This is a genomic window from Streptomyces sp. NPDC030840, from assembly GCF_055572015.1.
Map to the genome: position 1 here is coordinate 172,981 of NZ_JBVIEE010000015.1, position 20,545 is coordinate 193,525.

Annotated in this window: 19 protein-coding genes and 3 pseudogenes; 4 read left to right on the top strand and 18 right to left on the bottom strand. The window is 71.2% G+C overall.

The annotated features are described in order from the left end of the window. Positions 1-49 precede the first annotated feature (49 nt). Positions 50-391, bottom strand: a pseudogene (locus tag ACZ49J_RS29130) (hypothetical protein); the annotation flags it as partial. 441 nt (positions 392-832) lie between these two features. Between ACZ49J_RS29130 and ACZ49J_RS29135 the strand changes: the two are divergent. Then, the gene (locus tag ACZ49J_RS29135) at positions 833-1,726 is read left to right on the top strand and encodes an alpha/beta hydrolase (protein ID WP_467452949.1); all 894 of its coding nucleotides are present in this window, start codon (positions 833-835) and stop codon (positions 1,724-1,726) included. 34 nt (positions 1,727-1,760) lie between these two features. Then, positions 1,761-1,947 (top strand): annotated as a pseudogene (locus ACZ49J_RS29140) (epoxide hydrolase); the annotation flags it as partial. Between the two features lie 158 nt (positions 1,948-2,105). Here the strand turns inward: ACZ49J_RS29140 and hisC are convergent. Next, positions 2,106-3,152 carry a histidinol-phosphate transaminase gene (gene hisC / locus ACZ49J_RS29145; protein WP_467452950.1) on the bottom strand — a complete coding sequence of 349 codons (1,047 nt, stop codon included), beginning with the start codon at positions 3,150-3,152 and terminating at the stop codon, positions 2,106-2,108. Between the two features lie 329 nt (positions 3,153-3,481). Here hisC and ACZ49J_RS29150 point away from each other — a divergent pair, with 329 nt between their 5' ends. Then, positions 3,482-4,096, top strand: coding sequence for a hypothetical protein (locus tag ACZ49J_RS29150; protein WP_467452951.1), 615 nt, complete (start codon positions 3,482-3,484; stop codon positions 4,094-4,096). A 312-nt stretch (positions 4,097-4,408) separates the two neighbouring features. Here the strand turns inward: ACZ49J_RS29150 and ACZ49J_RS29155 are convergent, their stop codons facing one another. The 8 genes and pseudogenes from ACZ49J_RS29155 to ACZ49J_RS29190 form a co-directional block, all read right to left on the bottom strand. Continuing rightward, a complete protein-coding gene (locus ACZ49J_RS29155) occupies positions 4,409-4,606 on the bottom strand; it encodes a ferredoxin (RefSeq protein ID WP_467452952.1) in 198 nt (65 codons plus the stop codon). A 53-nt stretch (positions 4,607-4,659) separates the two neighbouring features. Then, positions 4,660-5,844 carry a cytochrome P450 gene (locus ACZ49J_RS29160; RefSeq protein WP_467452953.1) on the bottom strand — a complete coding sequence of 395 codons (1,185 nt, stop codon included), beginning with the start codon at positions 5,842-5,844 and terminating at the stop codon, positions 4,660-4,662. A 197-nt stretch (positions 5,845-6,041) separates the two neighbouring features. Continuing rightward, positions 6,042-6,462: pseudogene (locus ACZ49J_RS29165) on the bottom strand (ATP-binding protein); the annotation flags it as partial. A 46-nt stretch (positions 6,463-6,508) separates the two neighbouring features. Beyond that, positions 6,509-6,862: a DoxX family protein gene (locus ACZ49J_RS29170; RefSeq protein WP_467452955.1), complete on the bottom strand. Its 354-nt coding sequence runs from the start codon at positions 6,860-6,862 to the stop codon at positions 6,509-6,511. Beyond that, positions 6,859-8,826: an acetoacetate--CoA ligase gene (locus ACZ49J_RS29175; RefSeq protein WP_467452957.1), complete on the bottom strand. Its 1,968-nt coding sequence runs from the start codon at positions 8,824-8,826 to the stop codon at positions 6,859-6,861. Before ACZ49J_RS29175 ends, ACZ49J_RS29170 begins: the two co-directional genes overlap by 4 nt. Beyond that, complete coding sequence (gene mhpA / locus ACZ49J_RS29180) at positions 8,823-10,412, bottom strand: bifunctional 3-(3-hydroxy-phenyl)propionate/3-hydroxycinnamic acid hydroxylase MhpA (protein WP_467452958.1); 1,590 nt, start codon at positions 10,410-10,412, stop codon at positions 8,823-8,825. The genes ACZ49J_RS29175 and mhpA overlap by 4 nt, the downstream gene beginning before the upstream one ends. An 18-nt stretch (positions 10,413-10,430) precedes the next feature. Continuing rightward, entirely contained in the window at positions 10,431-11,369 is a 939-nt protein-coding gene (locus ACZ49J_RS29185) for a fumarylacetoacetate hydrolase family protein (protein ID WP_467452959.1), read from the bottom strand. A gap of 29 nt (positions 11,370-11,398) precedes the next feature. Continuing rightward, the gene (locus tag ACZ49J_RS29190) at positions 11,399-12,544 is read right to left on the bottom strand and encodes a VOC family protein (RefSeq protein WP_467452960.1); all 1,146 of its coding nucleotides are present in this window, start codon (positions 12,542-12,544) and stop codon (positions 11,399-11,401) included. 135 nt (positions 12,545-12,679) lie between these two features. Here ACZ49J_RS29190 and ACZ49J_RS29195 point away from each other — a divergent pair, with 135 nt between their 5' ends. Beyond that, positions 12,680-13,336, top strand: coding sequence for a TetR/AcrR family transcriptional regulator (locus tag ACZ49J_RS29195; RefSeq protein ID WP_467452962.1), 657 nt, complete (start codon positions 12,680-12,682; stop codon positions 13,334-13,336). A 605-nt stretch (positions 13,337-13,941) separates the two neighbouring features. Here the strand turns inward: ACZ49J_RS29195 and ACZ49J_RS29200 are convergent. From ACZ49J_RS29200 to ACZ49J_RS29235, 8 genes are read right to left on the bottom strand one after another with little or no spacing between them, the layout of a single operon-like run. Further along, positions 13,942-14,337: an SRPBCC family protein gene (locus tag ACZ49J_RS29200; protein ID WP_467452963.1), complete on the bottom strand. Its 396-nt coding sequence runs from the start codon at positions 14,335-14,337 to the stop codon at positions 13,942-13,944. 56 nt (positions 14,338-14,393) lie between these two features. Then, positions 14,394-15,854: an aldehyde dehydrogenase family protein gene (locus ACZ49J_RS29205; protein WP_467452964.1), complete on the bottom strand. Its 1,461-nt coding sequence runs from the start codon at positions 15,852-15,854 to the stop codon at positions 14,394-14,396. A 43-nt stretch (positions 15,855-15,897) separates the two neighbouring features. Next, positions 15,898-16,683 (bottom strand): SDR family NAD(P)-dependent oxidoreductase, encoded by a 786-nt coding sequence (locus ACZ49J_RS29210; protein WP_467452965.1) that lies wholly within the window; start codon positions 16,681-16,683, stop codon positions 15,898-15,900. A gap of 11 nt (positions 16,684-16,694) precedes the next feature. Continuing rightward, positions 16,695-17,543: a fumarylacetoacetate hydrolase family protein gene (locus ACZ49J_RS29215; protein WP_467452966.1), complete on the bottom strand. Its 849-nt coding sequence runs from the start codon at positions 17,541-17,543 to the stop codon at positions 16,695-16,697. Then, positions 17,540-18,412 (bottom strand): fumarylacetoacetate hydrolase family protein, encoded by an 873-nt coding sequence (locus ACZ49J_RS29220; protein ID WP_467452967.1) that lies wholly within the window; start codon positions 18,410-18,412, stop codon positions 17,540-17,542. Before ACZ49J_RS29220 ends, ACZ49J_RS29215 begins: the two co-directional genes overlap by 4 nt. Beyond that, positions 18,409-19,035, bottom strand: a complete 627-nt coding sequence (locus ACZ49J_RS29225; protein ID WP_467452969.1) for a carboxymuconolactone decarboxylase family protein — start codon at positions 19,033-19,035, stop codon at positions 18,409-18,411. Before ACZ49J_RS29225 ends, ACZ49J_RS29220 begins: the two co-directional genes overlap by 4 nt. Before the next feature lie 60 nt (positions 19,036-19,095). Continuing rightward, the gene (locus ACZ49J_RS29230) at positions 19,096-19,884 is read right to left on the bottom strand and encodes an SDR family NAD(P)-dependent oxidoreductase (protein WP_467452970.1); all 789 of its coding nucleotides are present in this window, start codon (positions 19,882-19,884) and stop codon (positions 19,096-19,098) included. Further along, on the bottom strand, positions 19,884-20,540 hold the full coding sequence (locus tag ACZ49J_RS29235; protein ID WP_467452972.1) for an MBL fold metallo-hydrolase: 657 nt from the start codon (positions 20,538-20,540) through the stop codon (positions 19,884-19,886). Before ACZ49J_RS29235 ends, ACZ49J_RS29230 begins: the two co-directional genes overlap by 1 nt. Positions 20,541-20,545 lie beyond the last annotated feature (5 nt).

Below are 20,545 nucleotides of genomic sequence, written 5' to 3' on the forward strand. Positions count from 1 at the left end.
TGCCGCGCGCATGGCCGGACTCGCTCAGCTCGTGCGCCCTGGCGGCGTCGGCGAGCGGGAAGCTCTGGTCGACGCGCACGCGCAGCCGACCGTCGGCGGCGAGGCGGGCGCAGTCGGCGAGCTGCGGCCCGAACCGTCGAGGATGGCTCGGGCCCGCCGTGGCAGTGGCCGGTCGTGAACAACGCCTCCAGCCTCCGGCGCGGCGGCTCGGCCGGCGCTGTCCTTTCTGGCAGTCCCGGCTGACCGAAAGGACGATCCGGCGGAAGAAGCCTGCTGCCTGCGCTGCGAGCAGGGACCTGACGTCAGCGGTCCAGCTGATCCAGGCGCCGCTGCCCGAGCACCTGGCACGTCTGTCCGCCGTCCTGGCGGAGGTGATTCCGCACCGGGAGATCGCCCAACCGGCCGGCCGCTGCTCGTGCGCCGTCCAAGATCCTTGGTGAGTCCCCTGGCCGGCCCGACGTCTTCATCACCGCCACCGACGTTGCCGCCCTGCGGCCGCTGGCGCCGACGAAGGGAAGCCGGCGAGGGGGCGCACGCATGGCCGGCGTCGACGTGTCCGCGCTGGCTCTGGGCGGCGACATCACGGGCAGTGCGCGCTGCTGTCCTCGTAGGGACCGAGGGCACCGCGGTGCCAGAGGAGCACGTGACGTCCGCCAGGGCGCTGTGGGGCTTGGTGACCGCGTACCGGGAGGGCCTGCGCGGCGAGGCGCCGCGCACTGTCCGGCCAGGCGTGCGGTGACCTGGCCCCGGTGCACCTGTCTTGCGCAGCGCGGGACGAGCCCTCATTATCAGGAAACCTGTTATTAGAACCTTGGAAGAAGTGGGCACGGTCATGGCATTCAGCTCAAGAGTCCAGGCCAGAGGCGTTCAGCTGCTGCTCGGCCCTGTCATGGCCCGGGTACACAAGGACCTGCGCTTCACCGACATCTCCAAGCGCACCGAAGCCCTGCTGGTGGAGACCGGGGCAGGACCGGTGGCCTGTACCGTCTACCGCCCGCCGACCACGACCGCGGCCCCTGCCCCCGTGTACGTCAACTTCCACGGGGGCGGATTCGTGATCGGCCGCCCGGAGCAGGACGATCACATCTGCCGCTACATAGCCGCCACGGCCGGCTGTGTCGTGATCAACGTGGACTACGCCGTCGCCCCGCAGCGGCAGTTCCCCGTACCCGTCACCCAGGCCTACGACGTCACCGCGTGGGTCGCCGAGAACGGCCCCGGAGGCGGCTGGGACGGTTCGCGCCTTGCGGTGGGCGGGCACAGTGCCGGAGCCAATCTGATCGCCGCGGTCTGCCGTCTGGCCCGGGACCGCAGCACGTTCTCGCCCCGGCTGCAGATCATCGACTCGGCACCGCTCGACCAGCTGGCCGACCCGGCCACCAAGCAGTCCCTCATCGCCAAGCCGCTGCTCAGCCCTCGGCTCATGCGGATCTTCACCGCCGCCTACGTCCCCGACCCCGCCGACCGCGCGGATCCGCTTGTCTCGCCCGGACTCGCCGATGACCTCGCCGGGCTCCCCCCTGCCCTCGTCATCACCGCGGAGAACGACCGGCTGCGCGACGAGGGCGACGCCTACGCCAAGGCCCTGGATGCCGCCGGCGTCCCGGTCACGCACCGCGTCTTCGAGGGTGTCGACCACTACTTCACCCACACAGGCCCGGTGCCGGCAGCGAAAGAGGCCATCGACCTGATGGCCACCACCCTGCGCACCGCGCTGAGCGACTGACACCGGCGCTCCGCCCGGAGGCCCCACTGAGCCAACCACCCGGCCACAGACGCTCGCCGTCCCCCTGCACGACTCCCCCGTCGGCCAACTCGCCTGGGTCATGGAGGAGTTCAAGGACTGGACGGACTCTGTCGACGCACGAGGACGCGATGGATGGCGACCAGACGCTGACCGGCGTCATGGTGTACTGGCTCACCGGCACGGCGGCCCACGCGGGGCGCCGAGATGGGGGCGACGACCGTAGGAAGACCCGGTCCCATCCGAGCCGATTACGGTTCAGCGAGTGGCGGCGGCGGCCAGCTCTCGCCGGCCGCCACGGCCCGTACCGCCTGCTGGAGCAGATCGCGATGCCGCTCGTACGGCCCCACGCGCATGGCCGTCAGCCCCGCCAGCTCGCGGCGAGCGCGAGCAGGGCGTCGTTCTCCGCCCGCAGCCCGATCGTCACCCGGACGCCCTCGCCGGCGAACGGGCGGACGACGACATCGCCACCGAGGCAGTGCAGGGCGAAGTCCCCGCTGTCACCGGCGAGCGGCAACCAGACGAAGTTGGCCTGGGAGTCGGGGACTTCGAAGCCGAGGGCGCGCAACCGCCCTGTCACCCGCTGCCGTTCGGCGACCGTGAGGGCGGCCCGCCGGACGACCTCCGCGTGCTCGCCGAGGGCGACCGTCGCCGCCTCCTGGGCGAGCGCGCTGACGCTGAACGGGATCTGGGTCTTGCGGACGTGCGCGGCGATGCCGGGCGAGCCCACGCAGTAGCCGACCCGCAGCCCGGCCAGGCCGTACGCCTTGGAGAAGGTCCGCAGCACCACCACGTTCGGCCGGTCGCCGAGCAGCGCGAGGGCGTCGGGGACCAGCTCCGGGTCGGCGTACTCCCGGTACGCCTCGTCGACGACGATCAGTACGTCCTCCGGCACCCGGTCCGCGAAGTCGCGCAGCGCCTGCTCGCCGACCGCGGTGGAGGTGGGGTTGTTGGGGTTGCAGACGAAGACCAGCCGGGTCCGGTCACTGACCGCCTCGGCCATGGCGTCAAGGTCCAGCCCGTGCGCGTGCAGGGGGACCCGCACCGCTGTGCCGCCCGCCACCGCCGTGAGGATCGGGTACGCCTCGAAGGACCGCCAGCCGAAGACGACCTCGTCGCCGGGCCCGACGACCGAGTGCAGCAGCTGTGCGCAGACCTCCGAGGAACCGGCGCCCACCGCGATCCGCTCGGTCTCGACATCGTGGTGCTCGGCGAGGGCCTGGACGAGTGCGGTGGCGCTCAGGTCGGGATACCGCGACACCCCACCGGCCAGTTCCGCGAGCCTCGCCGTGACGCCGGGCAGCAGCCCGTACGGAGACTCGTTGCTGGCCAGGGCGACCGCACCGGGCTTTCTGCGGCCGGGGACATAGGCGGGCAACTGGGCCAGGGACGAACGGACACGCACCATGCTCGACTCACTTCTGCAGCGGCGGGGCCGGAAGTCGTGCCTCCGGGCACTTGACAGGGAGAATCGTGGACAGCAATCGACATTCGTTCAACCAGCTGGGAAATCAGGCGACAGACTGCCGACCGGCCACACCTGTACCGGCAAGTAGTCCCGCCGGGCCTCCCTCAGAACCGCTCCCACAAGACGGACGGCCCGGCCCCGCGAGCGTGTGTTGATCACAAGTCGGCCACATGCCCCGTTCCGGTCCCCCGGCCGCCGCCGTGCTCCACGAAGACTGCCCTCACTCCGCGAGGCCGCCGACGCCTCGCCCGAGCCGATCGAGGGAGACCATGTCCAGGCCCCAGCGCGCCCACGGGTCGTTGACGTCACTGGCGGCGGCTCTGACGCTGCTGACAACCGGCTGCGCGGAGAACGCCGACGGCGCGCAGGCCGCCGCCGACCCCTGCAGGGCGGCCGGCGGCTGGCCGGCCGGGAAGCGGGCGGAGTGGCTGCGCCCGGCCGTGTCGTTCCCGGACGAGGCGGCGGCCGAGGACGCGGCGGTGGTGATCGGTCCGCACCCCGGCGAACCCCTGTGCGAGCCGATCGCAGTGACGGTCCAGTTCTGGGAGGCCACCGCCACGGCGGCGGGGACGGATCTGAGGTCCGTCCTGCGCATCCGTCTGACCACCGACGGAAGCAGGCCCCGGACCATCGGCTTCCCCGCGGGTCTCTCCCCGGAGGAACGCGACGACTGCACCGGCGTCCTCATGGCGGCGTACCTGGGCGCGCCCCTGTCGCAGGCCGAACTCCCCGCCGCCGCATCCCGCTTGACGCCTGCCTCCACGACGGAGGACACAACATTCGGCACCGCTCGCGTCGCCGCCCAGCGCCTCCTCCCGCCGAGGACCGCGTGCGGCACCACCGGAGAGCCCACACCGGACCCGTGGGGCAGCGACCATCCCTGACCGAATCGAAGGCCGTCCGCTGAGCATCCGGGACGAGTTCGCCGGTCGGCCGGCCCCGGGAGGTGCCTGCTGTCGGCCCCGACGGCGGGCGAGCGGATGGCTTTGACGTCGAGCCCGTCGAGGACCAGGCCCAGGGTCTGGTCGACGGCCGGGTCCTTCAGGACCGCCTTGGACAGAGGGGGGCGGGAGTACGCGCCGTGCTCCTCGGCTCCGATGACCGTGACCGGTCCGGGGTGGCCGAGGGTGCGCAGGTGGCGGGCGGCGGCGGTGCCGGCGAGGACTCGCCGACGATGAGCCCCGAGCGCGGTGTGGTCACGGCAGGACTCGCAGGGCGGCGACCGGGCAGGCGTTGACAGCTGCGCGGGCGGCGGGCTGATGCTCGTCGGGGACTTCGGTGCCCTCGAAGTGGTAGGTGAGTTCGGCGACGTCGTCCAGGCTGAGGATGTCGGGAGCCTGGTCGGCGCACAGGCCGTGGCCTTCGCAGCGTGGATGGTCGACGGAGATCCTCATGGCGTTGTCCTCAGTTGTCCTCAGTTGTCCTCAAACGGGCGAGCGGCGGGGGTTCAGGCCGGGACGAGTTCGAGTGGGAGGCTCTCGAGGCGGTGGATGACGTTGTTCAGGGCCCACTCGGGTGTGCCGGCCACCTCGATGCGGTCGACGCGGTCGACCAGGGCGCGGAGCATGGCGGAGGTCTCCATGCGGGCCAGGCCCTGGCCGGCGCAGCCGTGGATGCCATGCCCGAAGCCGAGTTGGCGGGCGGCGTTGCGGCGGATGTCAAAGGTGTCCGGGTCGTCCCACTCCAGCGGGTCGCGGTTGGCGGAGCCGTAGAGGACCAGCACCCGGGAGCCCTTGGGCAGGGGGATTCCCGCGAGTTCCGTGTCGTGGGCTGCGGTCCGGGAGAAGGCCCGGATCGGGGATTCGTAACGGACGACCTCGTTCACCGCTTTCGGCACGAGGTCCGGGTCCGCCTTCAGCAGGCCCCACTGTTCGGGGTGAGTGGCGAACAGGTGCAGGGCACTGGAGATGGCGCTGATCGTGGTGTCCAGGGACGGCGCCAGGTAGTCGATCATCATCGTGGCGCACTCGTCCGGCATGATGCGGCCTTCGTCGGCGGCACGCAGCAGGTCGTGCCCCATGCTGCCGTCCAGCACGGACCGGTCGCGCACGACACCGCGCGCGTAGCGCAGCATGCCGAGGGACGCAGGGAAGGTGCGCACCGCCTGGCGATTGAACGGCCCCAGGGCGTCGAAGGTGGCGCCGGCCCATCGCAGCAGGTGCTCGCGGCCCTGCCGGGGCCAGCCGACCAGGTCGGGGACGACGGCCATCGGCAGAGCCGTGGCGACCTCGACGGCATCGACCGTCCGGCGGGCGACGGCGGCCTCGACCACGGCGGCGGCCTGCTTCTCGACCGTGTCCTGCATCGTGCGCAGCGCCCTGGGGGTGAGGCGGTGCACGAGGAGGGAGCGGCGGCGGATGTGCTCATCGCCGTCACTGAACAGCGTGGTGCCCTGGCCGACACAGTTGGCTACGGGGTTCAGGGCGACACCGCCCGAGGAGACGAAGGTGTCGTCGTCCAGCAATACCTGCTTGCACTCGGCATAGCGTGGCAGGGCGTAGACCTTGTGCTTGCTCAGCCGGACCACGGGGCCGAGTGCCCGCAGCGCGGCGTAGTGCGGATACGTGTCGCGGATGGCCGAGGCCGAGTACAGATCGGGGTGGTAGACGGGAATCTCCGTACGCATGGGCATGAAGAGCCCTCCTGAAGGAGCCGTGAGAGAGCGTGGACGGCTGACGAGAGCGCAGCCTCGGGCGCGAGGGTGGGTTTCCCGCTCGTCATGCCGTTGCAAGGGCGGGGCTGTCCGTGCAGCAACGCCATGATGATGAAATACTCAAGCTTGATGGAACGCGTCGTCAAGGGTTACGGCAGAGCAGAGCGATGATTTCATCAGAACTGTGGGTGCTCCTCGACCAGCTCGGCCCAGACCGTCCTGCCCTGCCGGGCGTGGCGCGTTCCCCAACGCTCGGCGAGCTGGGCGACAAGGAGCAGGCCGCGTCCGCCCTCGTCCAAGGCGCGGGCCCGGTGCAGGTGGGGCGTGGTGCCGCCGGCGTCGGACACCTCGCACCGGTTCGGTGATGAAGTCGAGGTCCCCCACTCCCCAGGACGACAGCTGCCGGACGGCGCTCGAACGAGCCCGGGCGACAGCTGCCGGGTCGGCGTCCACGTCCCACGCGGCGACTCGGTGGTCCCCGAGGGCACGGGTGCGGGCGAGCAGCAGGGCGGCGTCGTCGTCGGGTCGGCCTGCGAACAGCAAGGTCTGGGGCACGGTGTCGCAGGTGGCCTCCAGGGACGGGAGAGCCCTGAACAGTCCGGCGTCGGCAGCCTCCTGCTTGAGGCGGCGCACAGCCGAGCCGTCAGCCGGCCGCGATCGCCGCCCCGGCGTACGCCACCGCCGTCAGAGCCAGCACGGCGGCGGGCAGGGCTCGCACGGGCGGGTCGCCTTGGCGCAGGTGCACCACCACGGCAGCCACCATGAGCAAAGCCAGCCCAGCAGCGGCGGCCACGCCGAGCGGGGCCGAAGCCGGACCGAGCAGCAGCCCGGCGGCTCCGGCGAGCTCCAGCGTGCCGATGACTCGGTAGAGGCCCGTTGACATGCCGAGGTGCGCGGCTGCCTGACGCATGAACGGCACGGCGGCGATTTTCGCCAGCCCCAGGGGGAGGAGGACGAGGGACAGCGCGACGGCGAGGGCGGTCTGTGCGGTTGTCATGCCGATCGGTCCCCGCGTTCGGCGCCCAGGCGGGCGTAATAGTCGATGAGGTCGGGGGCATCCACGGCTGCGGGGTTGACGACCTGCTCGACCGGGGCGCCCTGGAGGAGGCGTTTGACGGGGACTTCGAGTTTCTTGCCGGTGCGGGTGTGCGGAATGCCGGGGACCTCGAGGATGTCGTCGGGGACGTGGCGGGGTGAGGCGCCGGTCCGGATCGCTTCCCTGATCTCTTCGCGGAGGGCGTCGTCCAGCGTCACCCCGGCCGCCGGGACCACGAACAGCGGCATCCAGTAACCGCCGTCCGGTTCCTCCGCGCCGATGACGAGCGCCTCCGCGATCTCCGGGAGGCGTTCGACGACGTCGTGGATGTCGGCGCTGCCCAGGCGGACGCCGTTGCGGTTCAGTGTGCTGTCGGAGCGGCCGTGGACGATCACCGAGCCATGAGAGGTGAGCGTGATCCAGTCGCCGTGGCGCCACACACCGGGGTAGGCGGCGAAGTAGGCGTCGCGGTAGCGGGTGCCGTCGGGGTCGTTCCAGAAGGACAGCGGCATCGACGGCATGGGGCGGGTGACGACCAGCTCACCGACCCGGTCGGTGAGCGGGCGGCCCTCGGGGTCGTACGCGGCCAGGGCCACACCCAGGTGGGGTGCGGACAACTCCCCCGCCCAGACCGGTGTGTTGGGCGCGCTGCCCGCGAAGCCGGACACCACGTCGGTGCCGCCGCTGATGGAGGCCAACAGCACGCGGTCGCCGACGTGGTCGCGGACCCAGGAGTAGGCGGTGGCAGGCAGGGCGGAGCCGGTGCAGCCGACCACGCGGATCGACGACAGGTCATGGACGGACGGATCGATACCGAACTTGTCCATGCCGAGCAGGTACTGGGGGCTGGTGCCGAAGACCGTCACCCGGTGGCGTGCGGCCAGCTCCCACAGGACGTCGGGCTTCGCGAGGGGCGCCGGGCTGCCGTCGTAGGTGCAGGTCGTGGCGCCGGTCAGCAGCGTGGAGGCGACGAGATTCCACATCATCCAGTGGGTGGTGGTGTACCACAGGAGGCGGTCGCCGGGGCCGAGGTCGGAGTGCAGGCCCAGGGTCTTGAGATGCTCCAGCAGCACGCCGCCGTGGCCGTGGACGATGCCCTTGGGCAGGCCGGTGGTGCCGGAGGAGAACACGACCCACAGGGGGTGGTCGAACGGCACCGGGACGCAGGTGAGTTCCTCGGTGCGGGTGGATGCGTCCTCCCACGAGACGACCAGAGACGGATACGCCCGCGACGGCCACGGCAGGCCCACGTGGTCCACCAGCAGCGTGGCCTTCAACGTCGGCAGGGCGCGGGCGAGTTCGAGGGCGGCGTCGCGGCGGTCGTAGGTGGTGCCGTTGAAGAGGTAGCCGTCGGCGGCGACCAGGACGGTCGGTTCGAGCTGGGCGAACCGGTCGGCTGCCGCCTTGGGGGCGTAGTCCTGCCCGCACACCGACCACACGGCCCCCAGGCTCGCGGCGGCCAGGAACGCGACGATCGCGTGCGGAGTGTTGGGCAGATAGCCCACCACCCGGTCGCCTGGCCCCACGCCGAGCTCGCGCAGGGTGGCCGCGATCGAGGCGACCTGGGCGCGCAGGTGGCTGGCGGTCACCTCGTAACAGGAGCCGGTCTCGTCGAGGGCGATGACCGCCACGGCGTCGTCGGCGTGGTTGCGCAGGGCGTGGTGCGCGTAGTTGAGGGTGGCGCCCGGGAACCAGCGGGCGCCGGGCATCCGCTCCTCCGCCAGCGCCCGCTCGTACGGGGTGTCCGCGTCGATGTCGAAGTACTCCCACACCGCACCCCAGAAGCCCTCAAGATCTGTGACCGACCAGCGGTGCAAGGTGGCGTAGTCGGAGCCGGGCATCCCGACGTGGCGGGCGAAGTCCATGATGCAGCTGTCCGCGACGGCCTGCGGATCAGGCGTCATGAAAGGGTCGGGCACGCTCATCGTGTGATGCTCCTCAGCAGGCTGTTGTCGACCGTCCGGGAGGAAGGGTGGGGGCCGCGCGTGGTGTGCAGGAGGGACGCCCAGGCGGAGGTGTCCGTGAAGTCGAGGCCGCCGGCCGGGACGATGTCCATGACGATGCGGTCGGGACGCAGCAGTACGGCGTCCGCCCGGCCCGCGCGCAGCCAGGCGGCGAGCGTGCCGTCGTCGCCGAAGTCCGTGACGGGGATCGCACGGATGCCGAGTCCGTGGGCGAGGGCGTTAAGCGAGGGCCCGGGTTCGGCGGCGGTCAGGAGGGTGAAGGAGTCGCCGAGCAGCTCATCGAGGCGGGCCTTCTGCCCGTCGGCGCCAGTGGCCCATGGTTGCGGGCAGTGGGTGCCCACGAGACCCCGGCGGGTACGGCGTCGGACGAGGGGCCCGGTGGTCAGGGGCGGGCTGAGGTCGCGGCCGGCTGCCGCGGTGAGGCCGGGTATGCGGCAGGCCGTGGCCAGGAGCCTGCGGCGCAGTGCGGCGGCGCGGTCCTGACCGCCGGTCATGGCCCAGCCCATGGCGACCGCGAGCCGGATCACATGGCGGGCATGCGGTTTGCGCTCGCTCTCGTACGTGGCCAACAGCCTTTCTTCGCCGCCCTGTTGGAGGACACGGGCGAGTTTCCAGGTGAGGTTGTGGGCGTCCCGCAAGCCCGCGCAAAGGCCCTGCCCGATGAAGGGCGGAGTGAGGTGGGCGGCGTCGCCGAGGAGGAAGACCCGTCCGCTGCGCCAGCGGTCGGCGACGCGCGCCCGGAAGGTGTACCGCGCCTCGCGGACGACCTCGAAGTTCCCGTCGTACGAGGGTGGCAGCCACGGGGAGACCAGCTCGCGGACCGGCTGCTCCGCTCCGTCGCGCAGCCGGAACTCCCAGCGGTAGCGGTCCTCGCCGACGCGCATGAAGGTGGCCGGCCGGTCCGGGTCGCAGACCTGGTCGACGCCCTCCCAGCAGCGGACGTCGGCCGTCGTGCGGACGTCGACGACGGTCCACTGCTCCTCGAAGCGCAGGTCCTCCCAGCGGGCGCCGATGGCCTCGCGGGTGAGGCTGCCCGCGCCGTCGCAGCCGAGGACCGCCTCGGCCCACAGCTGATGCTCGCCGTCGTCGTCGCGGTAGGTCACGCGCACGGGGCCGGCCGTGTCCGGTCCGACGGCGGTGACCTCCACGCCGCCCCGCAGTTCGCACTCCGGGCGCCGGGCCAGGGCAGCGCGCAACAGTCGCTCCAGCGCGGGCTGGTCGAACATGCTGGTCTGCGGGTAGCCGTGCAGGCCGTGCTCGGTGCGGCGGAACTCGGCCATCACCCGGTGCCGGGCGTCCAGCAGCCGCAGCCCGTTCGCCGGCCGGGCGATCGCTGCGAACTCCTCCCCGACGCCCGCGGCCTGGAGGATCCTGCGCACCTCGTCGTCGGCGGCGACGGCGCGCGGGAGCGGGTAGACGTCCTGGTGGCGTTCGAGGACGACGCTGCGGACTCCGCGCCGGGCCAGGAGGAGGGCGGCGGTCACGCCCACGGGCCCGGCTCCGATGATCACGACGGGTACGTCTGCCGGGTTGTGCTCGACGGTCATGTGCGGCTCACCCGGGCCCTACCGCGCGTCCCTGACGGGCGTGCGCTGCTCACCGAGGTCGATCCGGCCGTCCGGGGTCGCGATCGTCGCCGTGATCACGTCACCCGCTTGGAGGTAGCGCGGGTTCTTCGCCTGGTTCTTGAAGAACGCCTTCCACTTCACCGCGGGCGGCAGCAGCGCGCCGATCTTCTCCACCGGCTTCGGCGGGGCCTTCAGCGCCGTACCGCCGGGGGTGCCAGTGAGCAGCAGGTCGCCGGCGTCGAGGGTCTGGAAGCGGGCCAGCAGGGTGAGAGCCTGCGCGGGGCGGACGATCATGTCGGCGAGGGTGCGGTCCTGGCGCAGTTCGCCGTTGACGGACAGCTTCAGCCGCAGGTCGAGGAGGTGGGCGAAGTCCGTCGGGTCCAGCAGGGTGAGGTACGGCCCGGTCGGTGTGAAGGTCGGGTACGACTTGCTCTCGTAGAACTGCGTCTTGGTCAGCTGGACGTCCCGCGCGCTGACGTCGTTGGTGATGACGAGCCCGGCGACGTACGACGGCAGGTCCCGCTCCTCGACGACGGTGCCGATGGGCAGTGGCACCCCCATGACGAGCCCGAGTTCGATCTCGTAGTCGAGGAACCTCACGTGCGAGGGCCGGACGACGGCCTCGGCCGGGCCGCTGACCGAGCCGGAGGCCTTGCGGAAGAAGGTGGGCGGGATGTCGCCGGTGAAGCCCGAATCGCGGGCGTGACTACGGTAGTTGACCATCTGTGCGACCACCCGGCAGGGGGTGGTGACCGGCGAGAGGGCGGCCAGGTCGGCTACGGGCGTGCCCGGCTCGCCGGAGAGAGCGGCCTCTCGTACGGCGGCCCGGTCGGCGATCAGTTCGGCGGTGGTGACGGCCTTCGTGTCGACCGGGACGGCCCGGTCACCACGGACCGCCCACCACCTGTCGGCGGTGCGCAGGACGTTGGTGCTCATGTCAGTACCTTCGTGAGGGAGTTGAGGGTTCAGGACTTGGCGGCCTTGAGCAGACCCAGCAGACGCGCCATGTCCATCTCGTTGTCACCGCGCAGGGCCTCGATGACGTGGCGGACCCGCTCCGGGGAGGGGCTCGCACCGAGGAAGTCACGCGTGGCCGGCGGACCCCACTGGGCCAGCCCGCTGGTCGAGAAGGCCGCCCAGCCGGGCTCGACGTCGCAGGAGAACAGGTCGCCGTCGGCGAAGTGCTCCAGCATGAAGTGGTCGGGATCGCGCCAGTAGTCGAAGAGCTGGCTGCCCTGGATGTGCCGTCCGATGCCCCAACTGCGCTGGTAGCCGCGCTCCTTGAGGTATTCGCCGCCGGCCGCGATCGAGTCCAGGTCGGTGACCTGGTACGCGGAGTGGACGTACCCCGTGCCCGGCCCCAGGTGCATGGCCAGGGTGTGGTGGTCGGCCGGCACGCTGCCGAGGTCGCAGCGGATGAACGCCATGACCGGGCCGCGCTCGCGCTGCCCGTCCAGGAACAGGAAGTCGGACACGATCATGCCGAGGGTGTCCAGATACCAGTCCAGCGCCCGCGCGAACACCCGCGTCTCCAGCACCAGATGTCCCAGCCGCTGGATCCGGGACGGCTCGCGCGGCGGGCGCTGCGTGGCGTTCGTACGACGGTGAGCAGTGCCGAAGTTGAGCAGCAGCGGCTGCTGCTCGGGCAGCGCAGGAAGCTGCTCGCCGCAGTGCACGACCCGTACCGGGAAGCCGGACGGGTCGAGCAGACCGACCACCTTGCCACCACCGGGCACGTCCGCGTCCCGCACGTCGGAGCCGGTGGCCCGCGCCAGCCGGTCCAGGTCGGCCCGCTCCGCCGCGCGGAACGCCGGGCCGACGAACCGGGACGTGCGCCCCCTGCGGATCACCATGCACGGTGAGCCCGCGAAGGTGCCGCGCAGCCACAGCTCACTCTCCGTGCGGGCGGCGACACCGAACCCGAAGTCACGGGCGAAGACCTCCGCCCGGTCCAGGTCGGGCTTCTCGAACTCCAGCCAGGCGAGGTCCGCCACCTTGATGACGGGATCGCGGGAGCGGCCGGGGTGCTCGCCGCGCAGGGCGCCCTGGCCGCTGTGCAGGTCCTGGTGGGCCGTCTTGACATCGGTGCCGTGGACGCGGGGTTCAGACATGGTGCCCTCCGAGCAGCATTGCCGTAATGATGGAATCATCAAGTTTGACAGTCTTGTCGTCAAGACCTTACCGGCAAGAAATGATGATTTCATCAGAGCTGCTGTCGTCATCGTCCCCGCGGTTAGACTCTGTGCATGCCTACGTCAGCCCCGCCCAGCAACCGGTTCGAGCGGCGCCGCGCCGAGACCCGTCGCGCGCTCATTCGCGCCGCCCGGCGGATACTCGCCGAAACCGGGGACACCAGCGCCAGCATCCAGGCGATCGCCGAACGCGCCGACGTCGGCTTCGGCTCCTTCTACAACCACTTCGAGTCCAAGACGGAGCTGTTCGAGGCAGCGGTGGTGGACGCCTTGGAGGAGTTCGGCCAGGCCTTCGACGAGCGCCTGACCGGGATCGACGACCCCGCGGAACTCGTCGCGGCGGGCTTCCGGCTCAGCGCCCGCATGGCCGAGTCCCACCCGGAGTTGATGCAGGTCCTGCGCCGCCGCGGCATGGGCCATATCCACTCGGACAACGGCCTGGCCCGGCGGGCACTGCGCGACCTCGAGGCAGGCCTCGCCTCCGGCCGATTCACCCCCGTCGACCCGGCGGTCGCCCTGTCCGCACTGGGCGGAACGCTGCTGTCCCTGGTGGAACTGAGATTCGCCCGCCCCGACCTGGACGGCGACGAGGCCGCGGCGAACCTCGCCGAGATGGTCCTGCGCATGCTGGGCGTCACACCGGCCGAAGCCCACGAGGTCGCCCGACGCCCCCTGCCCGACCTTGCCTCACCGGCCACTCCTGCGCGGTGAGCGACGAGCTCGGCCGGAAGGTGGCCGAGCGGCCGACGACGTCGGCGCCGATCGCGTCCCGCCGGGGAATGACGGCGCGTGGGTGTGGCCCCCGAGGACGTTCCGCAGCGGGAGGGGGCCTGCCAAGGCGTGATCCACCCTGTTCAGCAGCGCCTTCAGCGAAGGGAGCAGCTCACCCTGGACGCTGCGGACGTCCGTGAAGGCGATGCGGTTCGCGGCCGTCGGCGAGACGGCGCGGCACGCCGGTCGGCGGCACTTCTCGCGAGTGTGGTGAGGCGCACCCCGGTGGTCGCCGTCCTGCGCGAGCCCGGCTCCGGGCACAGTAACCTCACCGGGGTGTGGGCTGCCGCGGCCGTCTGCTGGGTGATCATCGGAGGTGCGCTGCTCGCCGAGGTCTGCGAGGTGCCGAAGCCGACGATCTGCGGCCTACGCCGCGATCGGCCTGATCGTGGTGGCCGAACCCGGCGGACTGACCGTCAGGTCCCGTGACTCGGAGAGGCCCGCCTGGTACAAGGAAGCGGGCCAGGCCACCTGACCCGGCCCGCCCCGGAGTGTCCCGCTGTGTCACCGCCGGCCCGGCTCGCACCTCGTGCGCCCCTGCCGGGTCAGGGGTGCGCGGCGAAGTACCGGGCGATGCCCGCGATCCCCTCGCTCACGGCTCCCTCGACGATGGGTGCCAGGGCCTCGGGAAGGATCTCCTGGCTGTAGACCACGCGTGAGCCGTCCCCGTCGGGAAGCACGTCGATGGTGCCCAGGTGGAAGTCGATGGACTGGGGCATGCCCTCGACAAACCGGTACTGGAAGCGGCGCAGCGCGTCGTCCTTCGTCACCACGAGGGACTTCATCGTGCCCTCGGCCGTGGTCAGGTGGCGGTGCGTGCCGTCGAAGTGTGCCTCCTGTACGGCCGGGAACCACTGCGGAATCTTGCTCACGTCGGTGAGGACGGCCCAGACGCGGTCGGGGTCCTGTGCGACTCGGGTGTCGAAGCGGAACGTTGCCATGGGGACTCCCTGGTTGTGGTGATGACGGCTCCGGGCAGGCGCCGTACGCGGCAGGATCAGAAGGGGTAGTGGGAGTGCTCCGTGGAGAGGGTGACCCAGCGGGTGTTCGAGAAGGACTCGATGCCCCAGCGTCCGCCGAAGCGGCCGTAACCGGACGCCGCGAACCCGCCGAAGGGTGCCTGCGGTTCGTCCCCCACCGACTGGTCGTTCACGTGCGCGATGCCGGTGCGGATGCGGCGTGCCAGCTTCAGGCCGTGGGTGCCGTTCTCGGTGAGGATGCCGCAACTGAGGCCGTGCTCGGTGTCGTTGGCCAGGGCCACCGCCTCGTCGTCGTCCGCGAAGGCCCTGACGGCGACGACGGGTCCGAAGGCCTCGGCGTGGTGCAGCTCCGCATTCTCGGGCAGGTCGGTCAGCACGGTCGCCGGATACAGGGCCCCGTGCGGCCTGCCGCCGCCGGTCAGGACGCGCGCGCCCTTGCCGACCGCGTCCGTGACCAGGGCGGCGACCCGCCGCGCGGCGGTTTCGTCGACCAACGGGCCGATGACGGTGCCGGGCAGGCCCGGATCGCCGCTCGGCAGATCGGCGACCTTCACGGTGAACCGCCGGGTGAACTCGCCGACGAGTGAGGTGTGCACCAGGATGCGGTCGGCGCACATGCAGATCTGGCCGGAGTTCATGAACGCGGCGAACGCGGCGGCGTTCACGGCGTGGTCGAGGTCGGCGTCCTCCAGCACGATCACGGAGTTCTTGCCACCGAGTTCGAGCACGGCCGGCTTGAGGTGCTCGGCGGCGAGGGCACCGATGATCCGCCCGACGCCGGTCGAGCCGGTGAAGTTGACGGCACGGACCCGCGGATCCGCGATCAGTGTCCGCGCGATGTCCGCGGCGTCCGCCTTGTCGTTGGTGATGACGTTGAGGACGCCGTCGGGCAGTCCCGCGTCGCGCAGCACGTCGGCGACGAACAGGCCGCACGCGATCGGGGCGTCCTCGCTCGCCTTGACCACGACGGTGTTGCCCGCCGCGAGCGCGGCGGCGACCGCCCGGGTGCCGAGGATGACCGGGGCGTTCCACGGCGCGAACGCCGCCACGACACCGAGGGGTTCGCGCACGGCGAGGCTCAGCCCGCCCGGCTCCTGGGTGGTGAGCACGTCCCCGCGCGGTGCGGTGATCGCCGCGGCGGCCTCGCGCAGCATACTGGCGGCCACCCCGACGTTGAACAACGCCCATCCCCGGGTCCCGCCCACCTCGCGCGCCATCAACTCCACGACCTGCTCGCCGCGCTCCTCCAGGAGGTCCGCCGCGCGCAGGAAGATGTGTCGCCGGGCGACGGGCGCCAGCGCCGCCCACTCGGCGAAGGCGGCATCCGCCGCGTCCACCGCGGCTCGTACGTCCTCGGGGCCGGCCGCGGCGACCCTCGCGTACGGCTCGCCGGTCCAAGGACTGAAGTCGGCGGTGGTCCGTCCTGAAACGGCCGGGGTCTCCTTGCCGCCGATCAGAAGGTTACGGTCAAGTGGCACGAGGTCGTCTCCTTGTGTGCCCGGGCCGGCGCGCGTCCTGAGATCAGGCGCCGATCATGTTGAAGCCGCCGTCGGCGTTGAGGTAGACGCCGGTCATGTGGGCGGCGTCGTCGGTGGCGAGGAAGAGGGCGGTGCCCGCGAGTTCGGCGGGGCCCGGAATGCGGCCCATCGGAGTCTTGGCGATCATGTCCGCGCGGCGGCCGGACTTCCAGTCCGCACGGCTGAGGAGCATCTCGGTCTCCATGAAACCGGGGGCGAAGGTGTTGACCCGCACGGCGGGGGCGAACGCCTGGGCGTAGGACTTGGTGATGCCGAGGAGGCCGTACTTCGCGGCCGCGTACTGCGGAGCGCGGGCGCTGCCGCGCACGATCACGGTGGAGCCGATGTTGACGATCGCGCCGTGGCCCTGCTCCAGCATGCGGGAGCCGAACTCGTGGACGCACAGCATCGTTCCCTTGACGTCCACCGCGAGGATGTGGTCGATGGACTCCTCGGTGAGCTCCCGCCAGGACATCTGGTCGCCCGCCGTGTCACCGACGTTGTTCACCAGCACGTCCAGGCTGCCGAAACGGTCGAACACCTCCTCGGCCATGCGGATGACATCGGCGTGGACGGCGATGTCGGCCTGCACCGTGAACGCCTCGCCGCCGACCTCCTTGATCCTGGCGACCGTCTTGTCGGCTCCGGCGGCGGAGCTGCGGTAGTGGACGGCGACCCGGGCGCCCTCCTGGGCGGCACGTACGGCGATCTCGGCGCCGTAGCCGGTGCCGGCACCGGTGACCAGGACGGTACGGCCTTCGAAGCGGCGGGGAATGCTCTGCTCTGTCATGGGACGTCCCTTCAGGGGTGTACGGCCGTGAAGCGCTGGCGGATCTCGCCGATTCCCTCGATGCGGCTGACGAGTTCGTCGCCCTCGGTGAGGTATCGGGGTGGATCCATCCGGTTGCCGACCCCGGCCGGGGTGCCGGTGAAGATCAGGTCGCCCGGAAACAGCGGCACCACGGCCGACAGACGGGCGACGAGCTCCGGCACCGGGAAGATCATGGACTTGGTGCGGTCGTGCTGGACGATCTCGCTGTTGAGCAGCCCGGTGATCTCCAGATCGTCGGGGTCGTGGAACTCGTCCGGTGTGACGAGGACCGGACCGGTCGGCCCGAAGCCGGGAAAGGACTTTCCGAGGCTGAACTGTGCGGGATTTCCCCGGAGTTGGGCGACACGCTCGGACAGGTCCTGTCCGATGGTGAGCCCGGCGACCGTTTCCCAGGCACGGTGTACGGGCACGCGGTGGGCGGACACGCCGATCACCGCGACCAGCTCGACCTCCCAGTCCACCTTGCCGGCAGGAAGCTCGACCGTGGTCTGCGGGCCCGTGATGCAGCTCGGGAACTTGGTGAACACCAGCGGTTCTTCGGGCGGGGTGAATCCGGCCTCGGCGGCGTGCGGGGGATAGTTGAGGGCGAGGGCGAAGACCTGCCGGGGTCGGGGCACCGGAGTCTGGAGAGCCGCCGGGACCACCTCGATGTCGTACGCCTCGTCAGCCAGACCGGCGGCCCAGTCGCGGAAGGACTGCCACTGCTCCAGCAGGGCCATCGGGTCGGTCGACAGCCGCCCCTGCGAGGCCCAGCCGACATCCGCGGCCCGGTCACCGCGGACCACGACGGCCCGGCCGTCGATGACGCCGAGTCTCACCAGTCCACCTTCTTCGGTACCGCCGTGCCGTGGCCCTGCTCCCAGCTGACGATGGGGTTGCGCAGGACGCCGAGCCGTTCGACCTCCGCCTCGACGACGTCACCCGGCTTGAGGTACATGTCCGGGTTGCCGCTGAAGCCCGCGACGCCCTGCACGGTGCCGGTGGTGATCAGGTCGCCCGCGCTGTAGCCCTGCGGGGAGTGGTAGGCGACCAGGTGCGGGATGGAGACGGACATGCGGTTGGTGTTCGACTTCTGCCGGACCACGCCGTTGACCCGCAGCTCCATGTCGAGGTTGTGCGCGTCCGGAATCTCGTCGGCGGTGACGATGTACGGGCCTACGGGGCAGAAGGTGTCGATGGCCTTGCAGAAGGAGAAGACGCCGGACTCCATCTCGCGGCGCTGGATGTCGCGGGCGGTGATGTCGTTGAAGACGACGTACCCGGCGATGTGGTCGGGCGCGTCGTCCACGCCGAAGAACTTGCCGGGTTTGCCGATGACGACGGCGATCTCCAGCTCGTAGTCGAGTTCGCTCGTCAGGTGCTCGGGGTGGATCACCGGCTCGTCGGGGCCGACGATCGCGTCGACGTTCTGGAAGAAGACGATGCCCTTGTGCATGGGGTGCGACCAGTCGACGTTCTTCGACTCGTCCTCGTGCTCGCGGAAGTTGCCGGAGGTGTGGAAGAACTTCTTCGGCACGATCGGCGCACGCAGCGTCACGTCGTCCAGGGCGAGGCGTTCCCCGCTCTCCGCGGCCCTGCCGTCACGCTCGAAGTACTCGCGCGTCGAGCCCACTTCCAGGGGAATGACGAGCCGCTCCTCCAGCTCCAGCCGCCCGACGCGACCGTCGTCGAAGGTGATCAGTTTCATGGTGTCCCGCTTTCGGTGTGTGGTGTGTCGCGGTGCTCCGCCTGAGCCGCCTGATCCACCGGGCCTTCGCCCGCGAAGACCCGCAACTGAAGGGCCAGCAGCGCGTAGTAGCCCACCAGGGCAGTGAGTTCGAACAGGCCTCGCTCTCCCCACGCGGCCACCGTCTCGGCGTACTCGCCGTCGCTCAGCGCCCCGGTTCGGGTCAGCGCGGCGGTCGCGAGCAGCGCCGCCCGCTCGGCCGGGTCCGGCAGGTCCGGCAGTCCGCCGGCGCGCAGGGCGTCCAGCTCGGGTTCGGTGAGGCCGTGCGTCCGGCCGACTGCCTCGTGGGCCGCCCGCTCGAAGGCACTCCCCCAGTGGGCGGCGACGACCAGGACGGCCATCTCGCGCACACGGTCGGTCAGGACCGACTCGTAGCGCACCGCCGCCCCGACCGCCTGGACTGCCAGCCCGACGGGCGGGCTGAGCAGCATGGCGTTGAACGGGCCGCGCAGCCGGCCCTCCTCGTCGACGAGGGGGAACGCCTGTGGCCCGGTGGCCCGGGGGCCTGCGGTGATGGCCCGGTAGACCTCGCTCTGCTGCTCGTCCAGCTCGCCGGGCAGCAGTCCGGCAAGGCGTGCGGTCATCCGCACTCCCTTCGAGACAGGTCCAGGGACGTCCAGGGAAGTCCGAAGGCGTCGGGGGGCTCACACGAGCGTGCGGCCGCCGTCCACGTAGAGCACCTGACCGGTGACGTACGAGGCGCGGGCGGAGGCGAGGAACAGCACGGCTCCGACCACGTCCTCCGGCTGTCCCAGGCGCCCGGCGGGGACCAGAGCGGTCAGCTCCTCACGCATGCCGGGCTTGGCCAGGTACTTGCGGGTCAGCTCGGTCTCCGAGTAGCCCGGGGCGACGGCGTTGACGGTGACACCGTCGGTGGCCCACTCGCGGGCCATCACCTTCACCAGCTGGTCCAGGCCGCCCTTCGAGGCGGCGTACGGGCCGTGGTGACGGTGGGCGAGCAGGGAGGAGACGGAGGAGAAGAACACCATGCTGCCGTGACCGGCCTCGCGCATCAGCCGGCCCGCGGCGCGTCCGGTCCAGAACGCGGTCGACAGGTTCAGGGTGATGATGTGGTCCCACACCTCGTCGGGTGTGTCCACCACGGGACGGCGGTCGTTCGTGCCCACGGCGTGCACCAGCACATCCAGGCCACCGAGCTCGCGGGCCGCCGTGGCGACCGCCCGCTCGCACGCCTCGGACGACGTCAGGTCCGCGGTGAGGGTCCGTACGACGGCGGCCGCGCAAGCCGGATCGTCGCGCAGGGCCTTGAGGCGGGCCTCGTCCGCGTCGACGACCGTCAGCCGTGCTCCCGCTTCCGCCAGGCCCCGGACGCAGGCGGTGCCCAGTCCTCCGGCCCCGATGACGAGCGCGCCACGCCCCTCAAATCCCAGCCACCCGACGGGCGGCCGCTGTGTCCGTGTCGACGAGGCCATCACGTGAGCTCGATTCCGGACCCGGCCGCCACCCGCTGGTAGTCGGTCCCGACGTCCTTCAGGCACATTTCCAGCATGTGGTCCGCCAGCGCGTTCCCGCTCTCGCTGAGACCGCCGTCGTGAATCGACAGAGCGCTGCGGGCTTTGATCTCGCGGGCGTAGTCGATGACTTCGCCCGTCTTGGACCACGGGCCGTGGACGGGCAGCAGGAGGGTGTCCACCGGGCGCGCGGGCACGGTGAACGCGTCGCCCGGGTGGAAGACGGTGGCTGTGTCGGTCTCTCCCACGAGGAAGCCGACGTTGGTGACCCGCGGCAGGTCCGGATGGACCACGGCATGCAGTTCTCCATGCACCTCGACGCCGACGCCCTCGATGTCGAAGGCGTCCCCGTCGCCGACCACGGTGACCCGGCCGCCGCCGAGCCCGGCGAGCTGGTCCGCCACGGATCGGTTGGCCCAGATCCGCAGGCCGGGGTCGGCTTCGGCCGCCGCACGCAGGACGGGCTCGGCGAAGTGGTCCACGTGCTCGTGGGTCACGAGCACGGCGTGGGCACCGTCGAGCGCGTGCGGGTCGGAGTAACTGCCGGGGTCGATGACGATGACGACGCCGTCCTGCTCCAGCCGGACGCAGGCGTGGCCGCACCTGGTGAGTCGCATGGGTG